This is a genomic window from Collibacillus ludicampi (assembly GCF_023705585.1).
Classification (GTDB): Bacteria; Bacillota; Bacilli; order Tumebacillales; family BOQE01; genus Collibacillus; species Collibacillus ludicampi.
Genome location: NZ_BOQE01000001.1, coordinates 3,496,850 through 3,517,716 on the forward strand (window position 1 = coordinate 3,496,850; position 20,867 = coordinate 3,517,716).

Consider the following 20,867-nt stretch of genomic DNA (forward strand, 5'->3'; position numbering starts at 1 on the left):
GTACTAGTTACATGGTTTATACTTGGCTTATAAAGGAATTAAGGAGTGAACATAGAAATGGCTAAAACATGGGTTGACAAAGACACATGCATTGCTTGTGGAGCTTGCTATTCCACATGCCCAGATGTTTACGAAGGGGATGACGAAGGGTACGCTTTTGTTAAGCTTCCGGGCGGCTTGGAAGGTTTCGTAGAAGTACCTGAAGAATTCCTTCAAGATGCGATGGATGCTAGAGACGGTTGCCCTACGGAATCCGTTAAATGGGAAGACTAATTCGCTGAAAGCAAATATATATGTAAAAACAGGGTTCTGTATGATCTACAGGACCCTGTTTTCTTTTGAGTTAAAGGAACGTTTATATGAATGAATATGAAAAAGCGCGTGTATACATGATTATACAGACTTGTTTGAAGGGGGAAATCTGTCCGTGAAACATGAGAACGTGTTGCAGAAGATTCGCGAGCTCATACAAACCTATCGAGAGATGGATATGGACGATTGCAAGCTTTGCCCTCAGCGAGCCATCGAAAACTTGCGGGAAATTGCTGTAATACTTGAGAAATCATCTGATGGATAAGCATTTTATAGCACAACAATCGTCGGGTTTTCATACCAAGATTCGATCGCATCCACGATTTTATTTACCGATGAAAACTTCTCCTCGCGACCGAACGCGTTGCTGAAAGAATAATCACTTCCTTGTGCACGGGCTGTCCAGATCTGTCCGTCGATACTGATTTGCGCTTGGTTATTGTGAACGAGTTTCTTCGTAAATTCCTCTTGCCATTCCATCATTTGTCCTCCTTCGTTTCACTCTTTTCTATAGTATCGCCCGTAACCGTCCATTCTTATGAACGGCTGAAGATGGGTATGATTCTTCCTCTCTGGTGCACGCTAACATTGAACATGGATGCAAGGAGGAAGAGACGATGTCAACCGAAGAAAAACTGCGGCAAACGCTTGACAGCGGGGAGACAGTTACGATTACGTTCTCCAGTCAGAATCCGTTGACTTCACATGGAGAATCCGTCCAACAAAAGAGGGGACGGCTGGTTTCCACTAACAGCCCGGATGTAGTGGAGTTTCAGCCATTGGATGGTGCGCCCGTACCGATTCCCGTTTCCCGCATACTCATAATCGAATAAAAAGGTTTCGATTAAACCGGTTCCAACGAACAAAAAAGCGGCCCCGTTGATCTGACGGGAACCGCTTTTTATTTGATTTGCAACTTCTAGGTTTTATATGTCTTCTTTTTGAGACGCTTTTTAAAAATAGCGATTAACTGACTTTTTCGTTTACAGCATGGGCTTGAAGATCCTGTTGTGCAAGTTCACTGTTTTTGTGTCCGTAAGTGAAGTAGACGATCAGTCCGAGTACAAACCAAACACAGAAACCGATCCAAGTTGTGCTTGGCAAGTTCAGGAGCAAATAAGCACAGAACAGAATGGATAAGATAGGAATCACGGGCACAAACGGCACCTTAAAAGCTCTCTGCAGATCCGGCTGTGTTTTGCGCAATACGATGATACCTACGGATACAGTCATGAAAGCGAAAAGTGTACCGAAGTTGGTCAAGTCAGCAAGCTTGTCCAAAGGAACAAATCCGGCAAAGAGGGAAACGATAATCCCTGTTATCCAAGTACCGACCGCAGGTGTCTTCGTCTTCGCGTTGACGGATGAGAGCACTTTTGGCAGCAAACCATCACGGCTAATCGCATACACAAGACGTGATTGTCCGTAGATCATGACCAACAAGACCGTCGTGATTCCGAGAATCGCTCCGAGCGAGATGAAACCGGCCACCCAATCCTGATGAACGTATTGCAACGCGAATGCGACTGGGTTTTTCACATCAAGCATGTGATAAGGGACGATACCCGTCAAAATCGCCGATACTGCAATATACAGGACAGTACAGATCGCAAGCGAACCGATGATACCGATCGGCATACTGCGTTGAGGGTTTTTGACTTCCTCGGCAGCGGTCGAAACGGCGTCGAAACCGATATAGGCGAAGAATACAGTCGCAGCCCCTGTCGCGATTCCGTGAAAACCGAACGGCATGAATGGAGACCAGTTCACAGGTTTAACAAACTTGACCCCTACAACGATAAACAACAGTACGACAGCGATTTTAATGATGACCATGATGGAGTTCAAGCGGGCAGATTCACGCACGCCTCTTGTTAACAAAAATGTGATTAGTAAGACAATTAAGATAGCAGGTACATCGACAAAAGTTCCCTTTACTGGATTGTACGCACTGGTAAGCGCTGTCGGCAGATGTATGCCGAAACCGGAAAGTAAGCCTTGAAAATAACCTGACCAACCGCTGGCAACTGCTGAAGACGCCAGTCCGTATTCCAAAATCAAATCCCATCCCAGAATCCAGGCAATCAGTTCTCCGAATGTCGCGTAACTGTACGTGTAAGCGCTTCCGGAAACTGGGACGGTAGAAGCGAATTCGGAATAGCAAAGAGCGGCGAACACACAGGCGAGACCGGAAAGAATAAAGGAAAGGATCAGCGCCGGTCCGGCGTGTTTAGCAGCTGCGACTCCTGTCAGAACGAAGATTCCCGTTCCGATGATCGCACCGACACCAAGCATGGTGAGATCGAAAGGCCCTAACGCCTTATTCAGTGAATTTTTACTTTTTGATTGCGTTAGGAGAGTAGAAATTGATTTTTTTCTAAATAAATTCATGGTACCCCCACTTTCTTAATTCATTTTAATTTTTTGTTTTTTTCAACAAAGGAGAACTGTGTCGATTTTTGACTTTTTAATATTACAACAATTAAGTTTATAATACAAGAACAAAAATAACCAGCTAAATAAATTTAATAGATTTATGCTTTTAAGCGTTATAGTAGTAAAGTAGAACTTTATTCAATCGGTAAGAGCTTCCCTTGCTTGGTAAGATTTGAGGGAGGAAGTGAAGGACGGGCTGTGTTATCCTAGTACATGCCGAATCCGCAATGATTGCTCATGTGAATCGTTGCGGTACGGGGGATATTATTCGGATCTCGTATGGCAGATCCTTTGGGGTGAACCATTGTGTGGGCTGTATCCTCAGTCCAAACCCGACAACTAACCTCGGAGGCGAAGAAAAGGAAAGGTGATGTTACAATGAAAGGAAAAAAGCTTTTCCTCTCTCTTACTTTGGGAGCTGTTTTGCTCGCGGGTAACGCTGTCGTCTCCACATCTGTGTATGCTTCTGCAGGTGATTCGTCTCATACGTCTTCCTACCAAAACCAGGATACAACTTTGCATTCGTTGCCGCACGGTGTGAAGTTGGATCGTTCCATCACTCCTATTGCTTCTCTGGATGATGACCATCAGACGAAGTTAGATGCGGTGTTACAAGTAGCCGAAAGCAAATTAGGAACTCCTTACCGGTGGGGTCATAATGAAGACCGTGGACAGTATGGCTTCGACTGCTCCAATTTCACCGCATATGTATATCATCATGCATTGGGGTACAAGTTCTCCGGATCGAGCCGTGTACAAGCCCGTTCCGTTGGGAATCCAGTACCCAAGAGCCAGATGCGTCCGGGTGATTTGCTCATTTTTGACGGAGGAAGGCATGTGGGGATTTATGCAGGAAACGGTCGTATGATACAAGAGGGTGGTGGCCTTGGTCGAGTAGGATATCTGAGTGTCGCACCCGGATCCTATTGGAGCAAACACATCACCGCTGTGAAACGCATGTTCTAAACCTTGTGCACGCTGACATCCCGGTTTTCGCCGGGATTTTTTTATTCGTTTTCTTGTGGAAGCCTTAAAACCTCTCTTTAGGGAATGAAGAGAAAGGAATCAGTTAAAACTACGAATGTAATCATGAAAGAGTCTGTGTTACTACATAAAATTATTATGGTTAAGAAGGGTGATGGTATGGCGACAAATGATCAGATCCGCTACTGCCTGCAACGCTGTGAAGGAATTTATTCGGATTTGCAAACGGCCGTAAAGGAAACGCGCGATCAAATGGCGTTACAACGTTTGCAAAGCGCCTTGACCAATATGGAAGCCTGTATAAACGACTGCCGAAGTGCTTTGGATCATGTTTGATACACGCGGTATCATCAGCGTCCCGAACCAGGGTAGGAACAAAACTCCTGATCGCAAAGGAGGCATACAGAATGAAAGAGAATATAAGACGATTTCCTAAGACGGAAGACGCAAGACAATTGACGGCCCGTTCCCGAACAAACCGGGAAAATGAATCGAGGACAAGAATCGATCCCGAAAAAGGTCCGGAAAACAAATAATCGATCTACCATCGGCCCATAGAAAAACAGGAGGCCCAATGACGGCCTCCTGTCACCATTTTCTCTTCAATTCTTCATCAATCCGCCGCTCAATTTCTTCATCCGTCAAATCGTACTCCTGCATCATTTGACGGGCTCGTTCTCTTTGTTCACGATAGTAACGGCGGAGTGCCTCTCTTCGTGCTTCTTCATCAAGATCATCATTCTGCTTGCGGGATTGTATCCATTTAAAAATCGAGTAACTGATGAGAGATGTAGCGAGTAACATCAATAAACTGGTGAGAGGACTGCCAAAACCGAAACCGATGATCATCGTGCTTTCTCATCACCACCTTGTACATATTGTATCATGGAATGACGAGAAAGGACTATCTGAAAAACTAGTGCTTGGGAGGGTGTATCGCTTTGCGCTTGGGTTCGGTGCATATGCCTCTTCAACTTTCAAAAGGAACGGGACGACCTATAAAGTCGCTATTACGCGCTAAGCATATGCCTTCTTATCGGCTTAAAGGAAGCGGAACGACCTTCCATTCATCTCTGCACTGCAAAGCGATACACCCACCCAAAAGCCACTTCGTTTCTGGGGGCAGCCTCAAACTTTTCTTTCCGCAAAAGAAACTTTCATCCTCTGATGGCACCGTTTGCAGCATGTGTAGTGATCATGAAGTTTACTGAACACCCTCTGCTATGGTCGCCCATCTAGAATGAGCGTTTTCTGCTCAGCTCACTTGTATGCCGATATTAAACTTGGGTCTTTCAGCAGGTGGTTGTGTTTTGACAGGAACGTCAAAGATCATATGTTTAAGTACTTGATATACGTAACGTTGTCCCGGAATGCCTGATGCGTAACGCAGCGGACCTGTCCTCGACCAGTCGAACGTATGCAGTTTCCACACCATCCGTTTGACTTCCCCCTCGTCAATCCATTGATTACGGGGATCCCAAGCGGCTTCCAAAATGTTATGCCCCACGGCGGCACAACTCATCAGACCCATCACACTGCGAAGTTTAAAAGCGGTTTTGGAAGTCCACGCCTCTTCAAATACACGGCTGATCTCCCGAAAGTATACGATGATCGCCGTTCTTTTTTGTTCCAGGCTAAGCTCTTCTAGGGGCCCTCCTTTAATGAGGAGTTCACAAGCTCTCTTTAGATGATCCAACGTGAATGGACGCTCTGTGCTCTTTTTGGTAACAACAACGACTAGGTTATAAAAAGGTGAATCTTTGCTTTCCGCAAGATCGATGGCCAGGCGGGCAAAATCTTCTTTGTCCCTTTTTAAATACACGAGAAGCGATTTCGTGAGCCCGACTTGGTTGGTGTTGATCGTGTCAAAGATCGATACTTCCTCATCCGGATACAAAACATGAAAAGCCAGAAAAGGAACGGGTAGCACTTCTTCATTTTTAAGAATCCGATGATATTTGTCGATCCCTCCCAAGCGATGCTGGCCGTCAATCACGCGTGCGGGTCCCATGCAGATCAACCGACCGTAATCAGGATGGTTCTCGTCGTATGGTTGGAAGCTCCATTTACCATCAGCGTTTAAAATGACTGGGGTTAAACATGCGTCCTTTTGTTCTAAGTAATTGGCGTACGAAAGCGCCCTTGTGCTATCAAATGGGCGTTGATAACCGGTTCCATCGGGATGATTGTACAGGGGGATTGTGGAAAGTGCGTCCGCATGATGAGAAAGCAGATTGCCTTGGTAAGTGATGCGTCCTTTTTGTTCTGATCGAATCACGTGTTCAATCGTTACCATGTTCGAAACTCCTTTCATTACAAAGTGGTTATGATAATATATGAGCCTTAAGCATATTTATCATTTTGTCCCACAAGTTCAAACTTCACACAACGGAAAGAATATTTCTTTTGGTACAATCATCTATTATCTATCGAGTATCGATTTTTCGAAGAAAGATCACTAATAACAAAATATGATCAAAAACCAAATTCAATACTCGATAACCCTCTCACCCTCTTTATGACGTCAAACGAGTTAGATTCCTTTTATGAACTAGTTTTATACATTTCTTCTCAAAATAGTCCCCCATGCCGCAAGCGGCGCCAACAGAGGATGAAAAGTTTCGCGTGAGGGAAGAAGTATAAGGCTATCTCAAGAAACGGAGTGGCTTTTGGGTGGGTTGTATCGCTTTGCGGCGCAGAGGTGAGTTGAAGGTTGTTCCGCAACCTATGTACAGAATCTGGGCGGAACGACCTTCATCGAACCCAAGCGCAAAGCGATACACCCACCCAAGCACTAGTTTTCAAGGTAGTCGCATAATATTTGTTTGAACCATCTTTTAAAAACAGGCGGTATTCCCATGGGAAATATCGATTGGAGCACGCGAAACAAGTCACCTAAATAGAATGTTTTACCATTTTTATTCCGGCTAAAAAAAACCGGTTCTCAAAACTTTAAGGAGACCGGTTTGTTATATCACATATTTGGAGCGGGTTATTTATGAATAGATTTATTTTCCTTCCTTTCCTTGCCCTTCAGTTTCCAGATACCGTTCTTTTCGAATAAGGAACATATAGTAAATGACGTAGTAAGTAATCATCGTGAACAGAATGATGGTTGTGATTGGATCATGAGAGTAGGTGGCTAACTGCGCTTGTTCTGCGAATTGCCTGTTGGCTGAGGCAGATGTACCAAGCAGGGCGTAGTCTTGATACACTCTGTCGGCGATACGTCCGACGAACAGCACGAGTAGGAGCACACCAATCCATGGATTTGGGCGATAGAACCAGGCGTCTTTGCACCATTCAAAGGATGTGGTGCGAATCGCGTAGAAGGCCATGACCCCGCCCAATACAATTCCGATGGCATCATAGAAGTACGCCATGGGATTCAAGTAGCCCATGACCAGAAAAATGACGCCGACGATGGACAACAGTGTCATTCTTGTGAACATACGCCCTTTGACGAATTTTTGAAATCCGATCGTCCTCCGGGTTCGTCGAACCATCGAAAACAGGACGAGCAGTACAATGAAAATGGGCGTTATATGATGCATATGATTGTTACCTCCGTTTCTTTCTTAGCAAGATTGCTGGGCATCCTCGGCTCTCTATGGTTTGAGCATCCGCATGATAATTCGAGGTTCAGGAAAATGGTTTTTGAACTTCTCGGGAAGGCGTAAAGCCAAACTGGATAAACCGTTAAGACACGCAATAACGGCTAATACGAGTTGGTCTGGATCGCCATCGGCGACCTCTCCGGTTGCCTGGCCTTCGACGATCAGTTGCCTCATCACGTCTTGAAAGGTCTGGCTCTGCATGCGTAGAAGATCACGGAGGTCCTCCGGCGTCGCCTCATCCTGAAATGCCTGAACGATCAACTGAAAGAATTCAAGCCGTTCACGCCTATTTTCGAATACCCTTGAAACCAAAAGTTCAAGCCGTTCCCCTGGTGTACCCGGCATCTCTAGAATGCGTTGCAGTCTCGAATAACCGGATTGCACGGCCTGTTTGACCACCTCGTTAAAAATTGCCTCCTTGTTGGCAAAATAACGATAGGCCAGCCCCTGGCTGATCTCGGCGGCAGCGGCAATGTCAGCCATAGTAGCTGCCCAGCCTTTGCGAGCAAAGACCTTCCTTGCGGCATCCAGAATCTTCGCACGTTGCGCTTCACGAAGACGTTGATTCGCTTCTTCTGTTCGTGGCATTTTCATCACCTTATTATTGAATGAATAATTTATTCATTATAATACCTGTTCGGTTCATGGGTGTCAAATGAGATTTATCGCCAACATTTCGAATAACCCTATGTTAAGCATATATGTAAAAGAAACGGTTACACAGAATATCGGATTCAACTTCGAAGAAACCTGTTTCGACATCAAAACATCTAATTGTTATGATAGAAAATGCATGGAAAGTGCGTTCCATTAGTCGGCGAGGGGAAGGGATCGAGAATACTCCCGGATTTCGTTCCGGTTTTTGAAATCGTCTGCTACGCCACGATTCGTACACTCGTTGCAAAAACGGCATGAGGGACTCCAGTGAAAATTTGCAATGTGGCGGGCATAGAGGCTTAAGTTTGCCACAAAAAATGGAGTGACTTTTGGGTGGATGGTATCGCTTTGCAGCGCAGAGGTGAGTGGAAGGTCGTTCCGCTTCCTATAAACCGTTTAGATGGCATATGCTTTGCGCGTAATAGCGACTTTGGAGGTCGTCTCGCAACATTGATCATATTCCGTGCGAGACGACCTCCACGGAGCATGAGCGCGAAGCATATGCCTCAAAGAACCCAAGTGCAAAGCGATACATCCACCCAAGCACTCATTTTCAATGTAGGGGAGGAGGAAGGCGCAGATTCGCGCGTTAGAGATGAAAACAGTCGTATCCGGAATCCTGAACGACCAGAGACAACAGATCCTCATTGAAGACGGAATCATCACGAAAATCGGCCAACTGTCTGCTACCGATCTGGAAGGGGCGACACGCATCGAAACCGACGGATTCTTGTATCCGGGGTTTATCGACATTCATATCCACGGTGGTGGCGGCGCCGACACGATGGATGCGACGGAAGAAGCGTTTCGAGTCATCGCAAAGACCCATGCCGCACATGGTACGACGGGATTGTATTTAACCACGATCACGGAAAGCGTGGACCGAACCAATCGGGTGATGCGCGCTCTGAAACCGGGATTTCAGTCGGAAGGGGCGCAGTTGCTCGGTTTTCATTTGGAGGGACCGTTTATCAGCCCGCGCAAACTGGGTGCCCATCCCATCCAGCACATTTTGGAGCCTTCCGTTGTGCTCCTGGATGAGTGGATCCGCCTCTCCCAAGGGCAAGTGAAAGTGATGACCATCGCACCAGAACTCCCCGGTACGGAAGCGTTGATTCGCTATGCGAGGGAAAAAGGAATCATGGTTTCCATGGGGCACAGCGCGGCCACTTATGCAGAAGCGCAAAAAGGGAAAGAGTGGGGGGCACAAAGCATCACCCATCTCTTCAATGCGATGAACAGCCTGCATCACCGCGAACCTGGACTACTCGGCATGGGATTATCGGATGACCAAATCTATGTAGAATTGATTGCCGATTTTATGCATGTACACCCGGCTGTCATCAGGTCGATGATTCGGGCGACAGGGGTGGACCGCCTTCTGCTGATCACGGATGCGATCCGCGCGACATGCATGCCGGATGGAGAGTACGAACTTGGCGGGCAGATGGTACAGGTTCGCGAAGGGAAAGCGTCTCTTCATGACGGCACCCTCGCCGGCAGTACTTTGACATTGGATCAGGCGGTGAGAAACTTGATCGAGAGGAACTATCTGAAAAAAGATCAGATCTCACAGGTGACCGCGCGAAACCAAGCGCGCCTGTTAGGATTGAACAAAGGAGTCTTGCAACCGGGCTTTGATGGGGACGTCATCGCGGTGGATGACCATTTGGCTGTTACTCATACGATCGTCGGAGGACGTTTGGTGTATAGGAAGTAAGCAACGAAAGCTATGAACCAGTAATGAAAATTCATATTTTTTATGAATTTTGCAAGCGCAGAGGATATGCGAACGATCTCGAGGAAGAATGCCAACGTTTCAACAGATCATTCAAGCCAATTGCGGATTATACACAAGGCTAGATTTATTGACTCAAGAAAGTGGGGGCGGGGCTGACTGTAAGGAACAAGGGATCGAACACCCTGTTGCCCCGCTTCCATACATGAAATCAATAAAAATCGGAAGGTACACGGAAAAAGTAGATGAGCAAGTGCATTTTCAGCTATCAAATACATGTAAATATTAGATAATTTCATGTTGGATATAAGTTAAAACTAAGTTATAATGATCCTAGAGGAAAAATAAAGGAATCGATGAGATCAAATTGCCATGATCGCTCAAAAGGAGTGTTTGTGAAAGCGTTTTACGTTATGAAAGAACTGAATATGAAAAGGACGTGGGAAAAAGCTCATCTAGGAGGAGGATCGAGTGAAAATTGTTATTGCAATTGATTCCTTTAAAAGAAGCTTGAGCGCCCTGGAGGCTTGTACAGCGATTGAAGAAGGAATCGCCCGTTTGAGCCGAATCATCAGATAAAAGAGGCGGAGGTGTAAGATATGAGAAAACTCATGATCAACCGCAAGGATATCCCGCAGGAAAAGATCGATTGCATGCGGGATCAATTAAATTTTGTCTATGGAGAAGAGAAAGGCAAGCGTATTTTAGAAGAGATCATAGACCTTTTGGAAAGATTCGAAGGAAAAGGCTTACATAAGCCATGGGTCGATGAGAAGGATGTGGTCTTGATCACCTATGGTGATCAAATCAAGGAAGAAGGAAAACCCCATCTGCAAAGCCTGCACGAATTTTTGAACCAACACCTGAAGGATGTCATATCCGCTGTTCACATTCTGCCATTTTACCCCTATTCCTCGGATGACGGCTTTTCAGTGATCGACTATTTTAAAGTAAATCCCGAATTAGGTACCTGGAATGAAATAGAAGCTTTATCTGGAGATTTTGAGCTGATGTTTGATGCCGTCATCAACCATATCTCCGCTCGAAGCGACTGGTTCCGTGAGTATGTACAGGGAAATCCAGAGTATAAAAATTTCTTCATAGAATCGGATCCGAATGCTGATTATTCGACTGTGACGAGGCCGAGAGCTTTACCGCTGCTCACCTCGTTTGAAACCAAGGAAGGAACTAAGCACATTTGGACCACCTTCAGCGAAGACCAGATTGATCTCAACTATAAAAATGAAAAGGTCTTGCTGAAAATAATTGAAGTTCTGTTATTCTACGTGGGTAAGGGAGCCAGATTCATCCGTTTAGATGCCATAGGCTATTTGTGGAAGCGGCTTGGCACCAGCTGTATCCACTTGGAGGAAACACACAAGATTGTCCAATTGTTCCGGAATGTACTGGAGATCGTGGCACCAGGAACGATCATCATCACGGAAACGAATGTGCCACACAAAGAGAATATCAGCTACTTTGGTAATGGATATAATGAAGCACACATGGTATATCAATTCCCGTTGCCGCCTTTAACCTTGAATGCCCTTCATACGGGGAATGCAAGTCATCTATTAAAATGGGCAGACTCCTTAGAACCCATTTCAGATCGGACAACCTTCTTTAACTTTCTGGCTTCCCACGATGGGATTGGGGTCATGCCGGCCAAGGGGATTTTATCGGAAGAAGAGATTCAGGCGATGGTGAAAAAGGTAAAAGATCATGGGGGTTATGTCTCCTATAAGAACAACGGGGATGGCACGCAAAGCCCTTATGAATTAAATATTAATTACTTCGATGCTTTGTCTCACCCAGAAGATCCAGAAGATCTGAAAGTGAAGAGATTTATCGTTTCCCAATCGATTCTCTTATCCTTAGCGGGAGTGCCGGGCATCTATATTCATAGTTTATTAGGTTCAAGAAATGACCAGAAGGGAGTAGAGGAAACAGGACGCTACAGAAGCATTAATCGCGAAAAATTAAGTCGGGATAAAGTGGAAGAAGAACTTGATCAACCTTCTTCTTTGCGTCATCAAGTATTTAACCAATACAAGGTTCTCCTGAGAAAACGTAGAAGCGAGAAGGTCTTTCACCCCAATGCGGAGCAAAGGGTTTTATTCCTCAATGACCATGTATTTTCACTGCTGCGTACCAGTTTGGATGGCGAAGAGCAAATCATCTGTCTGCATAATGTATCCCATGAATTCCAAACTGTAAACATCCCTCTTCAGGATTATGGAATTAAGAAAGGGTCGTCTTTTATGGAAATCATTTCTGAACAACAGATCCATACAGTGAAGAATCGGATCGAAGTCACGCTGGAACCTTATCAGGTGATGTGGATCAAAGCTTATTTGAAGAGACCACAAAACTAAGCAGGTTGAGCATATTCGTTTTTTCATCGATATCAAATCTATAAGAATTTTAGATAATTTCATATTGGATATAAGTTGAACCTAAGTTATAATAATGATTGAGAGAAAAAGTAGAGAAATCGAAGAGATTCATTTATTGAAAGCGGTTAAAAGGAGTGTTTATGAAAGCGTTTGATGTCGTAAAAGAATTGAACATGAAAAGGGTCGTGGAGTTTGTCAGAAAAAATGACTCTGTATCCAGAGTGGAAATTTCCGAAGGGCTAAACATACCTCAGCCTACAGTGACAAGGATTGTAGAGGAGTTGTTAAAAGGGAATATATTGAAGGAGGTGGGACTGGGGCAGTCTACAGGTGGCAGACGACGGGTATTGTTAACCTTCAATGAGAAGTGCTATTACGCCGTGGGGGTGGAATTGGGAAGATCATCGGTCAAAATGGCATTAACAGATTTAAACGGCAAGTTCCTTTCATTTAGAATGAAAGGAACTAGCGGAAGAGAAACGATTTTTCAGATCGTTCGATATGTTAAAAACAGTTTAGAGGAGATGCTGAAAGAAACCGGGATAGACCGATCCCTTGTTTTGGGGATTGGGGTCGGCTTGCCCGGACCACTGAATGAAATTGAAGGCGGATATTTCATTTCTCCACCTAACTTTTACAGTGAAAAGATGATCACATTGCGATCGATTTTAGACGAAACTTTGGATTTTCCAGTCATGATTGATAACGATGCCAATGTCGCTGCCCTCACCGAAAAGTGGTTTGGAAAGGGAAAACATTTGAAAAATTTTATATATGTGCTCGCCGATGTGGGGATTGGGAGCGGAATTATTGTGAATGGGAATCTATATCGCGGTCTAAACGGAGAAGCAGGGGAAATCGGTCATTCTACCGTCGACTTGTTTGGCGAAAAATGCAGTTGTGGGAATTATGGTTGTCTGGAAACGTTAGTTTCCATTCCCAAAATCGAAGAGGCGGTTCAGAAGAAGCTGAAAATTGCTCCCGAAAAGGAGCGTAATATATATGGTGAATCTATAGATTCGATTACCTTTCATGAAATTGTAAGCGCTTTAAAAAATCATTCCGCGATTGCTCAACAAACGTTTGAAGAGGCGGCTCAATACCTAGGGGTAGCCATTTCCAACCTAATTAACTTTTTTGCGCCGGAAATGGTTATTTTGGGGGGAGGAATAGGTTTTGTTCCCTATGTTTTGGAAGTTGTTAAGTCTACGGTGGCTACACGCGTGTTGAGTATAGGCGGAAAAAGGATTCCAATCGTTTCCTCCGAGTTTAGAGATGGAGTAGTTCTGGGAGCAGCGGCTCTCGTGATTAACGATACCTTTGCCCTTTCTTCTCTTTCCTAGTCCGATCGACAATCGATAGATAAATGAAAGGGCTTAAAAAAAGTTGAAAGGAGAATAATCATGAGTACGAATGGCAAAAAGACGAGTAGTCCCTCATTCATGGTTGGCGAGAATTACAAATGGGCAATTGTCGCCATGCTTTGGGTCGTCTCTTTCTTTAACTATGCCGACCGCAGTGCAATCACGGCCGTTATGCCGAAATTGAAAGTGGAATACGGCTTTACGGCGGCGGAATTGGGATTATTGGGCACCGCTTTTCTTTGGGTCTATGCTTGTTCGGCTCCACTGGCGGGATTTTTGGGAGACCGGTTCAAACGAAAAACGATTATTTTGGGCGGCTTGATTTTCTGGAGTATCATCACCTTTGTTACGCCTTTGGCCGGTTCTTTAGGGATGTTTATCTTCTTTCGAGCGATGACCGGATTGGGGGAAGCCTCTTATTATCCGGCTGGAACAGCGATGATCAGTGATTATCATGATCGTAGGACACGGACGCGGGCTTTATCCTTGCATCAGACGGCTGTGTTCGCCGGGGGGATCATTGGAACGACATTTGCCGGTTATTTGGCGGATCAGTATCATTGGAAATATGCATTTTTCTTGTATGGGGCTTTAGGGATCGTAATCGCCTTTGTTCTTTGGAAGATGATGAAGGAACCGGAAAAAGGGATGGCGGATCAAGCGGAAAAGGTGGAAAAAGTGCCTTTGTCGACGGTTTATAAAACGCCTTCCGCGATTCTACTATCCATCGTTTTCTTCGGAGCGAACTTTGTCACTTGGGCTTTGAACACATGGATGCCAACTTATTTGCATGATAAGTATCACATGTCGCTTACGATGGCGGCCTTTGCGGGAACATCGGCACTGCAGTTGTCCAGTTTGTCAGGGGTATTGATTGGCGGCGTAATTGCGGATCTTTTGGTGAAACGGACGATTTTGGCCCGCTTCTACATATTAGCCGCCGGCTTGATCCTGGCTGCACCATTTGTCTTCATCAGTGGTCAAACGATGTCTGTAAACGTTTTAATCTTCAGTATGATTGGAGCTGGATTTTTCAAGGGGATCTTCGATTCCAGCATTTATGCGGCCATGCATGACGTGATGACGCCGGCAGCCCGTTCGACGGCTGTGGGTACGATGACCGCGATTGGTTTTGCGGGCGGCGGGTTAGCGCCTTTTATCATTGGTGTGTATGCTCCGCAATTAGGATTGGGGATGGCCATGGCTTTAACATCGATCTTGTATGTAGCAGTCGGGGGACTCCTTCTTATATTCCGGAATGTGATCAAGAAGGACATTTTAAAGCAATCCGTAAAACTGCCACAAGGTAAGGCCCAAGTGTTTAATGGCGCAGAGGCGCAAAGAAATTCTATGGGTCATTCTTAATAGAGATCATATTTCAAATAAAAATTGAGATTGTGGAGAGATAACCATGCAAACGATGAACCTATCCTATTCCCTTTTTCCGCTGTTATCGGTCATGAATCAGAAGCCTGTTGACGTAGGATGTGGGCGGTTATCCGCCAGTATCGGATCTGATGGTTTGATTCGATCAATCAACTACTATCATCCGAGCCAGGGATTTGTGACCCTGGCTCCGATCGGACAGTTTCCTAATGATAAGTGGTATGATAGCGCATTTGTGCGTCAATATCGAAGACGGTTGATTTCAGATCAAGTGGACGGTTTTGGATTCAGATGGAAAGGGAATCTTCAAAAACAGAAAGTTTATCAGGCGGAGAAGAAATTCCCTTTTTTCTATGACCGGTTCGGAGAGATAGATGTCAGTTCCTTGTTTCTTGCCGTGGAGGAGAAAGAGAAAGCGTTTTTGATTCAGCGAATCGAAGTCAAAAATGGAGGTGATCAAACGGTTCGTGTACCGTTTGAGGTTGGCGGAACCTTTAGCTTAAACCGCTGTAGCTATGGTCAATTGACCGAAGCTGGGCCTATCCCGATCCCTCCGTTAAGTAATGTGATGAAAGTCCAGCAAAATCACCTTTTGATTATGAATGCCCATTTACCGGCAACGGTTGATGTGTATCTCTTTGAAGAAGGGGAACCGTTGATTCTTTCTCCCATGGAAAAAAGAGCGGATGAGCCGATTACATATCGGCATGAAGCTGAACTTCATCTTAAAAAAGGGGAAAGCCGTACGATTCATATCGTTTATATCGCTCATACTCAGGTAGAAGGCCAACCGGAGTTGCATTATTCTTACGTAGAAGAATTGGAAGCAAAAGCCTTCCAACACGGCCCGAGGTGGAAAAAACACAACGGCCAGGAAAACATAACGAAGTTTTTGATCGAACGAAATGTGAATTATATCGTTTCCTGCTGCTCCATACCTGTATCCGATGAACATGTCTGTGTGATCACGGATCATCAGTTACTTCCTTTATCGTGGAACCGGGATGCCTATTATATGATGCAGCTTTTGCTGGAATCGGAGAAAAACGTAAATGAGCTGTTTGAAGTTTCTTATGAATGGGAATGGAGAAATAAAATCCGGCAGATTCTTCGCGGGCATTTGCTCTGGATGTTTGAAAAAGCAGAACGGCCTGATCGATATTGGGGACGTGCCTATTTAACCAATGGGTTGTGTAAAGATAAAGTGTTTCAATTGGATCAACAGTGTTATCCCCTTCTTGAACTTTGTGATTATCATGAAAGATTCTGCGACAAAGAAACCGTTCAACGCCTACTTCCACAGGTGAAAGACATTTTGAATATGATGATGGAATATAAGGATGATCAGAAGTGGATCTTCCGGACCGGAGAAACCCCAGCTGATGATAAAGTGGATTATCCATATCACTTCTCCAGTCAGGTTCTTGTCTGGCATACTCTTCAGCAGCTTGCAACGTTAAATGAGACGTTTGCTTTTTATGAAGCGGATCTTTTCGAATGGGCGGATCGAGTGAAACAAGATTGCCTGGATGCCTTTGTGACATCCCATAAGGATCGGGAATTGTTTGCTTACCTTACAGATTTGAAGGGTAATTATCAACTCTATCATGACGCCAATGATTTGCCGACTGTTTATGCTCCAATCTGGGGATTTTGCGATCGGAAGGATGAAAGATGGATTCATACCATGGAGTTTGCCTTCAGCCCGGAAAATAAGGGTGGATTCTATACGGGAGAATTTGGAGGGCTTGGATCGGTTCATACGCCACATGCCTGGCCGTTAGGAGACGGGCAAGAGCTGCTTTTCAGCGGTTTGGTTGAGGACTCGACGCGGCAGGATCAGGTCCTGTGCAAGCTTAAACAAGTGGTTCAGTGGGATGGATTGTTTTCCGAAGCTATTCATGAAGAGAGAGGGACTGTCGAGTCTAGACATTGGTTTTCGTGGCCGGGAGCCTTCATCTCTTGTGTACTTTTATACTTGAAGGAGGAATAATCATGTACGCCATAGGTATTGACATCGGAGGTACAAAAGTGGCTGTGGGAATTGTGGATGCGGCTGGTCAATTGCATTCCCAAACGATTATTCCTACCGATTTGGAACGTTCTCCCCGAGAAGTGATCGAGGAGATCATTGAAACGGTTGAACAACTTATCCAACAATCTCATATTCCCTTGGAACAATTGGCGGGGATTGGCATTGGCGCACCTGGCCCTTTAGATGCTAAAAAAGGCTGTATTACGTGTCCTCCCAATCTACCCCGTTGGATCCATGTCCCGATTGTAGAATGGTTCAAGGAACGATTTTCCTTTCCTGTGTTCCTCGAAAATGATGCGAATGCTGCGGCTTTGGCTGAAAAATGGGTGGGTTCGGCAAAGGAAAGCGAGCATTTTATCTATTTAACGATAAGCACAGGGATCGGAGCAGGACTCTATTTGGATGGGAAACTGTTCACCGGTGCACGGGGGAATGCCGGTGATATTGGACACATGGTCATTGATCCCTCTTATGGAAAATGTACTTGCGGGCAAAAAGGATGTCTGGAATGGATTGCGTCCGGAACAGCCATTGCCCGTCGCGGATCGGAAATCATGGGTACACCGTTATCGACTAAGGAGGTCTTCCAGCTTTATCAGCAGGGAGAACCGAAGATTGTGCCTTTTATTCAAGAGGTGTTTAACGCGATAGGAGTCGGATGTGTGACGCTCATCAACTTATTTGATCCGGAAAAAATTGTAATTGGAGGAGGGGTATCGGAAGTGGGGGCTCCACTGTTTGAAGCGGTGCAATCCTATATTCACAGCTATGCCCTGAATCCGGATGGTTGCAAAACCCAGGTGGTTCCCGCTTCCTTACGGCAACATGCGGGAGTGATTGGAGCAGCGGCTGTCTTCTTCAAGAAGAAAGGGGAAAAATAGCATGTTCTATCCTGTTAAATTCGCCCCGATTGCTCACCAACGGATTTGGGGCGGGCACAAACTCAAGTCGCTCTTCGGCGAAACAAGAAAAGAACCGATTGGCGAGTATTGGGTGTTATCGGGTCATCCTCATGCCACAAGCATGGTTACGAATGGCCACTTTGCTGGTAAATCTCTGGTTGAACTAACTAAAGAATATCCGCAAGCTTATTTAGGAAATTCACCTCAAAACCGTTTTCCTCTCCTGATAAAATTTCTGGAAGCGGAAGATGATCTGTCAGTCCAGGTTCACCCACATGACCAATATGCCCAAGAAGTCGAAGGTGATTTTGGAAAAACAGAAGCATGGTATATATTGGATTGTCGGGGAGGGGGCCTAATCAATTATGGACACTCTTTTCAAAATCGGGAAGAGTTTCTCTCTGCGGTGAAACAAAAACGGATCAAAGACTATTTGCGTTATATAGAAATTAAAAAAGACCAATTCGTATTTATCCCTTCTCAAACCCTGCATGCCTTGCTTGCTGGAACAACTTTGATTGAGATTCAGCAAACATCCGATGTGACTTATCGCGTGTATGATTGGGATCGGGTCGATGCACAAGGAAAGGGACGGGAACTGCATATTGAAAAAGCGGCTGATGTTATGCGATATGGACAAGATCAAATTTTCCAAGATTGTTCTACCATGCAACGAATTTTACAAAAAACAAGAAAAATTTTCCATGAACAGTTGGCGACTTGTCCTTATTTTGTTATTGAAAAAATTTCGATCGAAGATTCTTGTTATTCGATGAAAATCGGTAAAAAAGGGAATCCTGATATTCTTATTGTTGCTGAGGGAGAAGGGGTTCTGAAGACAGACGGGGAGTACGAATCCCTTTCCTTGAAGCAGGGAGACACTGTATTAATTCCCAGCACGATGGACACGTATGAAATTCATGCGATATCTAAGATACGATTGTTGCGTACATATTATTAGAAGCGCAACTAGGCAGAGAAGGCGTAAGCGGAACGGTTGGCCTTCCCTTTCTTTATGATCAGAAAACCCTTGTCTCGAAAACAACTTGAGACAAGGGTTTCTCTGATCATTTATCCGTTTTTTTTCTGGAATTCTTCCATGAATTCTTTTAAAGCGATGCAACTTTCCACTGGTACGGGATTATAGGTAGAAGCGCGGCAACCGCCGACGGAGCGGTGACCGTTCAAGCCGACAAATCCTTGTTGCTTCGACTCTTCCAGGAATTTCTTTTCTAGTTCCTCCGTTTTCAAGCGGAAGGTGATATTCATTAAAGAACGGCTGTTCTTTTCCGCATGCCCCAGGTAGAACCCGTTGCTCGCATCAATGACGTCATAGATCAATTGAGCTTTTGCCAAATTTCGTTTATAAATCGCTTCAACACCGCCTTGTTGTTTCACCCACTTTGCGACGAGCCCCAACATATAGATCCCGAATGTCGGCGGTGTATTGTAAAGGGAATTATTTTTCGCATGAGTGCTGTATTTTAACATCGTCGGAATGTCTTGCGTGCCTCTTTCCACGAGGTCATCGCGGATGATCACCAGAGTAACCCCTGAAGGCCCCAAATTTTTTTGCGCGCCGGCATAAATCAACGCAAATTTGCTTACGTCAATCGGTCTCGAAAGGATATCACTGGACATGTCGGCGATCAACGGAACATTTCCGGTGTCTGGATACTCTGACCATTCCGTCCCGAAGATCGTGTTGTTTGTCGTGATATGCAGATAAGCGGCATTCTGGTCATATTGCAGCTCATCCAAAGAGGGGATGCGACGGTAGTTGCCTTCTTTGGTCGAAGCGGCGATGAATGTTTCCCCGAGAAGTTGCGCTTCTTTCAGCGCTTTTTCAGACCAGCTGCCCGTCAATACATAACCGGCAGCCTGTCCTCGCTGTAAAAAGTTCATGGGGATCATACTAAACTGCAAGCTGGCGCCGCCTTGCAGGAAAAGGATGTGATAATTTTCGGGTATTCCCATCAGTTCTCTCAATAGCTCCTGGGCTTCATTGTGCACGTCTTCGTATGTTTTGCTGCGATGGCTCATTTCCATGATCGACATGCCCGTACCTTTGAAGTCTACGATCTCTTGTTGCGCTTGTTGCAAGACTTCGAGAGGCAATGCGGAAGGCCCAGCGTTAAAATTTTTCGCTCTTTTTAACTCCTCTAACATTTCCCTCACTCCTTCCCTTCATTCTAACATAGACCTTCCTGATTCGCCCATATTTTATGACAAAAAAGAATGATCAAAGTTTGAACACAGAAACTGGGCACGAATCATGATTGTGCCCGCTTCCAGACGATTTTCGCGTACTTTTTCTCGTTGCTGAGTCGGACATGAAACTGATGCTTTTCATAAAACGACTTGAGGCGGTCAAGATGATCCCCGTCTACCGGTGTAATCTCGCCTTCAATTTTTCGAATCCAAAGTGATTCGGCGATTTTAAAAAGCCCTTTCATCGCAAGAGAACCGTAACTTTGATTGCTTTCACTCGTTTCCATCCGGTTAATATGGATGATTCGCAGCTCTCGATCATACGTAAGTTCCATAAAAGCGAAGGGTTCCAAGAAATCAAGATCGTAGACAAGAATTTGCAGGTCGGACGGACTGATATCATGCCGCAAAACCATTGCTAATTCCCCGTTATTAACCTGTTCGATCGCAAGCAGCTGAAACTTTTGCAGAGCTTTGTAAATTCCCTTCAAACTGTTCTGTAAAACTTCATATTGGGATTCCATCTCGGCATGTTCTACTGACAATTCTTTGTTTTTCTGTCTTAACCGATCCAACTCCAATACCAACTTCGGAAATAACATTTTCGCGAATCGATGTGACAAATTCATTCCTTTTTGATCACAACCGGAAACTTACTTTGAATAAGGAATCCGATTGTAATGAAAACCTCCCTCCAGATCTGTTGGTTCAGTTTGTAGACCATTTTTAGTACTTCTATAGTACTTCGTAAGAGATCGAGGAATTACATACTTGGATTCACAATTCCCTTTCATTTGGCGATGAATGGATCGAATGTGGAAAGAGGAGA

Annotated in this window: 22 protein-coding genes and 1 riboswitch; of the genes, 14 read left to right on the forward strand and 8 right to left on the reverse strand. The window is 45.0% G+C overall.

The genetic code is table 11. The annotated features are described in order from the left end of the window. Positions 1 to 57 precede the first annotated feature (57 nt). Positions 58 to 273 (forward strand): ferredoxin, encoded by a 216-nt coding sequence (locus tag DNHGIG_RS17785; protein WP_282200856.1) that lies wholly within the window; start codon positions 58 to 60, stop codon positions 271 to 273. Between the two features lie 154 nt (positions 274 to 427). Further along, complete coding sequence (locus DNHGIG_RS17790) at positions 428 to 577, forward strand: hypothetical protein (protein WP_282200857.1); 150 nt, start codon at positions 428 to 430, stop codon at positions 575 to 577. A gap of 5 nt (positions 578 to 582) precedes the next feature. Here the strand turns inward: DNHGIG_RS17790 and DNHGIG_RS17795 are convergent, their stop codons facing one another. Next, positions 583 to 792: a hypothetical protein gene (locus DNHGIG_RS17795; RefSeq protein ID WP_282200858.1), complete on the reverse strand. Its 210-nt coding sequence runs from the start codon at positions 790 to 792 to the stop codon at positions 583 to 585. 137 nt (positions 793 to 929) lie between these two features. On the opposite strand from DNHGIG_RS17795, the gene DNHGIG_RS17800 reads away from it, so the two are divergent. Further along, positions 930 to 1,145 (forward strand): hypothetical protein, encoded by a 216-nt coding sequence (locus DNHGIG_RS17800; RefSeq protein WP_282200859.1) that lies wholly within the window; start codon positions 930 to 932, stop codon positions 1,143 to 1,145. 133 nt (positions 1,146 to 1,278) lie between these two features. Here DNHGIG_RS17800 and bcaP read toward each other — a convergent pair whose 3' ends face one another. After that, positions 1,279 to 2,703, reverse strand: a complete 1,425-nt coding sequence (gene bcaP / locus DNHGIG_RS17805; protein ID WP_282200860.1) for a branched-chain amino acid transporter BcaP — start codon at positions 2,701 to 2,703, stop codon at positions 1,279 to 1,281. A 249-nt stretch (positions 2,704 to 2,952) separates the two neighbouring features. Continuing rightward, positions 2,953 to 3,117, forward strand: a riboswitch (cyclic di-AMP (ydaO/yuaA leader). Positions 3,118 to 3,126: 9 nt separating this feature from the next. Between bcaP and DNHGIG_RS17810 the strand changes: the two genes are divergently transcribed. From DNHGIG_RS17810 to DNHGIG_RS17820, 3 genes are all read left to right on the forward strand, one after another. Then, on the forward strand, positions 3,127 to 3,714 hold the full coding sequence (locus DNHGIG_RS17810; protein ID WP_282200861.1) for a C40 family peptidase: 588 nt from the start codon (positions 3,127 to 3,129) through the stop codon (positions 3,712 to 3,714). Positions 3,715 to 3,891: 177 nt separating this feature from the next. Next, positions 3,892 to 4,068 carry a hypothetical protein gene (locus DNHGIG_RS17815; protein ID WP_282200862.1) on the forward strand — a complete coding sequence of 59 codons (177 nt, stop codon included), beginning with the start codon at positions 3,892 to 3,894 and terminating at the stop codon, positions 4,066 to 4,068. A 71-nt stretch (positions 4,069 to 4,139) separates the two neighbouring features. Beyond that, a complete protein-coding gene (locus DNHGIG_RS17820; protein WP_282200863.1) occupies positions 4,140 to 4,268 on the forward strand; it encodes a hypothetical protein in 129 nt (42 codons plus the stop codon). Between the two features lie 52 nt (positions 4,269 to 4,320). On the opposite strand, the gene DNHGIG_RS17825 is transcribed toward DNHGIG_RS17820, so the two are convergent. From DNHGIG_RS17825 to DNHGIG_RS17840, 4 genes are all read right to left on the reverse strand, one after another. Further along, positions 4,321 to 4,581: a hypothetical protein gene (locus tag DNHGIG_RS17825; RefSeq protein ID WP_282200864.1), complete on the reverse strand. Its 261-nt coding sequence runs from the start codon at positions 4,579 to 4,581 to the stop codon at positions 4,321 to 4,323. Positions 4,582 to 4,987: 406 nt separating this feature from the next. Next, positions 4,988 to 6,028: a DGQHR domain-containing protein gene (locus tag DNHGIG_RS17830; RefSeq protein WP_282200865.1), complete on the reverse strand. Its 1,041-nt coding sequence runs from the start codon at positions 6,026 to 6,028 to the stop codon at positions 4,988 to 4,990. A gap of 712 nt (positions 6,029 to 6,740) precedes the next feature. Next, positions 6,741 to 7,286 (reverse strand): CcdC protein domain-containing protein, encoded by a 546-nt coding sequence (locus tag DNHGIG_RS17835; protein WP_282200866.1) that lies wholly within the window; start codon positions 7,284 to 7,286, stop codon positions 6,741 to 6,743. Positions 7,287 to 7,340: 54 nt separating this feature from the next. After that, positions 7,341 to 7,937 carry a TetR/AcrR family transcriptional regulator gene (locus tag DNHGIG_RS17840; RefSeq protein ID WP_282200867.1) on the reverse strand — a complete coding sequence of 199 codons (597 nt, stop codon included), beginning with the start codon at positions 7,935 to 7,937 and terminating at the stop codon, positions 7,341 to 7,343. A gap of 664 nt (positions 7,938 to 8,601) precedes the next feature. On the opposite strand from DNHGIG_RS17840, the gene nagA reads away from it, so the two are divergent. From nagA to DNHGIG_RS17880, 8 genes are all read left to right on the forward strand, one after another. Beyond that, on the forward strand, positions 8,602 to 9,726 hold the full coding sequence (nagA, locus tag DNHGIG_RS17845; protein WP_282200868.1) for an N-acetylglucosamine-6-phosphate deacetylase: 1,125 nt from the start codon (positions 8,602 to 8,604) through the stop codon (positions 9,724 to 9,726). A 489-nt stretch (positions 9,727 to 10,215) separates the two neighbouring features. Continuing rightward, positions 10,216 to 10,323, forward strand: a complete 108-nt coding sequence (locus tag DNHGIG_RS17850) for a glycerate kinase (RefSeq protein ID WP_282200869.1) — start codon at positions 10,216 to 10,218, stop codon at positions 10,321 to 10,323. 65 nt (positions 10,324 to 10,388) lie between these two features. Then, positions 10,389 to 12,119: an alpha-amylase family glycosyl hydrolase gene (locus DNHGIG_RS17855; RefSeq protein WP_439647783.1), complete on the forward strand. Its 1,731-nt coding sequence runs from the start codon at positions 10,389 to 10,391 to the stop codon at positions 12,117 to 12,119. 161 nt (positions 12,120 to 12,280) lie between these two features. Beyond that, positions 12,281 to 13,483, forward strand: coding sequence for an ROK family transcriptional regulator (locus tag DNHGIG_RS17860; RefSeq protein WP_282200871.1), 1,203 nt, complete (start codon positions 12,281 to 12,283; stop codon positions 13,481 to 13,483). 60 nt (positions 13,484 to 13,543) lie between these two features. Next, the gene (locus DNHGIG_RS17865; RefSeq protein WP_282200872.1) at positions 13,544 to 14,869 is read left to right on the forward strand and encodes an MFS transporter; all 1,326 of its coding nucleotides are present in this window, start codon (positions 13,544 to 13,546) and stop codon (positions 14,867 to 14,869) included. 46 nt (positions 14,870 to 14,915) lie between these two features. Continuing rightward, positions 14,916 to 16,883, forward strand: a complete 1,968-nt coding sequence (locus DNHGIG_RS17870; RefSeq protein ID WP_282200873.1) for a glycoside hydrolase family 125 protein — start codon at positions 14,916 to 14,918, stop codon at positions 16,881 to 16,883. Between the two features lie 2 nt (positions 16,884 to 16,885). Continuing rightward, positions 16,886 to 17,806 (forward strand): ROK family protein, encoded by a 921-nt coding sequence (locus DNHGIG_RS17875; RefSeq protein WP_282200874.1) that lies wholly within the window; start codon positions 16,886 to 16,888, stop codon positions 17,804 to 17,806. 1 nt (position 17,807) lies between these two features. After that, complete coding sequence (locus tag DNHGIG_RS17880; protein ID WP_282200875.1) at positions 17,808 to 18,788, forward strand: type I phosphomannose isomerase catalytic subunit; 981 nt, start codon at positions 17,808 to 17,810, stop codon at positions 18,786 to 18,788. Positions 18,789 to 18,898: 110 nt separating this feature from the next. Here DNHGIG_RS17880 and serC read toward each other — a convergent pair whose 3' ends face one another. Together serC and DNHGIG_RS17890 are read right to left on the reverse strand one after the other, a co-directional pair. Then, on the reverse strand, positions 18,899 to 19,996 hold the full coding sequence (gene serC / locus DNHGIG_RS17885) for a 3-phosphoserine/phosphohydroxythreonine transaminase (RefSeq protein ID WP_282200876.1): 1,098 nt from the start codon (positions 19,994 to 19,996) through the stop codon (positions 18,899 to 18,901). A 104-nt stretch (positions 19,997 to 20,100) separates the two neighbouring features. After that, on the reverse strand, positions 20,101 to 20,661 hold the full coding sequence (locus DNHGIG_RS17890) for a hypothetical protein (protein WP_282200877.1): 561 nt from the start codon (positions 20,659 to 20,661) through the stop codon (positions 20,101 to 20,103). Positions 20,662 to 20,867 lie beyond the last annotated feature (206 nt).

Excerpts from the sequence above, each read along its gene's own strand:
- serC (WP_282200876.1), bottom strand. The coding sequence starts at position 19,996 with ATGTTAGAGGAGTTAAAAAGAGCGAAAAATTTTAACGCTGGGCCTTCC.
- DNHGIG_RS17800 (WP_282200859.1), top strand. The coding sequence starts at position 930 with ATGTCAACCGAAGAAAAACTGCGGCAAACGCTTGACAGCGGGGAGACA.
- DNHGIG_RS17830 (WP_282200865.1), bottom strand. The coding sequence starts at position 6,028 with ATGGTAACGATTGAACACGTGATTCGATCAGAACAAAAAGGACGCATC.
- DNHGIG_RS17785 (WP_282200856.1), top strand. The coding sequence starts at position 58 with ATGGCTAAAACATGGGTTGACAAAGACACATGCATTGCTTGTGGAGCT.
- bcaP (WP_282200860.1), bottom strand. The coding sequence starts at position 2,703 with ATGAATTTATTTAGAAAAAAATCAATTTCTACTCTCCTAACGCAATCA.
- DNHGIG_RS17795 (WP_282200858.1), bottom strand. The coding sequence starts at position 792 with ATGGAATGGCAAGAGGAATTTACGAAGAAACTCGTTCACAATAACCAA.
- DNHGIG_RS17825 (WP_282200864.1), bottom strand. The coding sequence starts at position 4,581 with ATGATCATCGGTTTCGGTTTTGGCAGTCCTCTCACCAGTTTATTGATG.
- DNHGIG_RS17840 (WP_282200867.1), bottom strand. The coding sequence starts at position 7,937 with ATGCCACGAACAGAAGAAGCGAATCAACGTCTTCGTGAAGCGCAACGT.
- DNHGIG_RS17865 (WP_282200872.1), top strand. The coding sequence starts at position 13,544 with ATGAGTACGAATGGCAAAAAGACGAGTAGTCCCTCATTCATGGTTGGC.
- DNHGIG_RS17835 (WP_282200866.1), bottom strand. The coding sequence starts at position 7,286 with ATGCATCATATAACGCCCATTTTCATTGTACTGCTCGTCCTGTTTTCG.
- DNHGIG_RS17820 (WP_282200863.1), top strand. The coding sequence starts at position 4,140 with ATGAAAGAGAATATAAGACGATTTCCTAAGACGGAAGACGCAAGACAA.
- nagA (WP_282200868.1), top strand. The coding sequence starts at position 8,602 with ATGAAAACAGTCGTATCCGGAATCCTGAACGACCAGAGACAACAGATC.
- DNHGIG_RS17860 (WP_282200871.1), top strand. The coding sequence starts at position 12,281 with ATGAAAGCGTTTGATGTCGTAAAAGAATTGAACATGAAAAGGGTCGTG.
- DNHGIG_RS17815 (WP_282200862.1), top strand. The coding sequence starts at position 3,892 with ATGGCGACAAATGATCAGATCCGCTACTGCCTGCAACGCTGTGAAGGA.
- DNHGIG_RS17870 (WP_282200873.1), top strand. The coding sequence starts at position 14,916 with ATGCAAACGATGAACCTATCCTATTCCCTTTTTCCGCTGTTATCGGTC.
- DNHGIG_RS17880 (WP_282200875.1), top strand. The coding sequence starts at position 17,808 with ATGTTCTATCCTGTTAAATTCGCCCCGATTGCTCACCAACGGATTTGG.
- DNHGIG_RS17810 (WP_282200861.1), top strand. The coding sequence starts at position 3,127 with ATGAAAGGAAAAAAGCTTTTCCTCTCTCTTACTTTGGGAGCTGTTTTG.
- DNHGIG_RS17875 (WP_282200874.1), top strand. The coding sequence starts at position 16,886 with ATGTACGCCATAGGTATTGACATCGGAGGTACAAAAGTGGCTGTGGGA.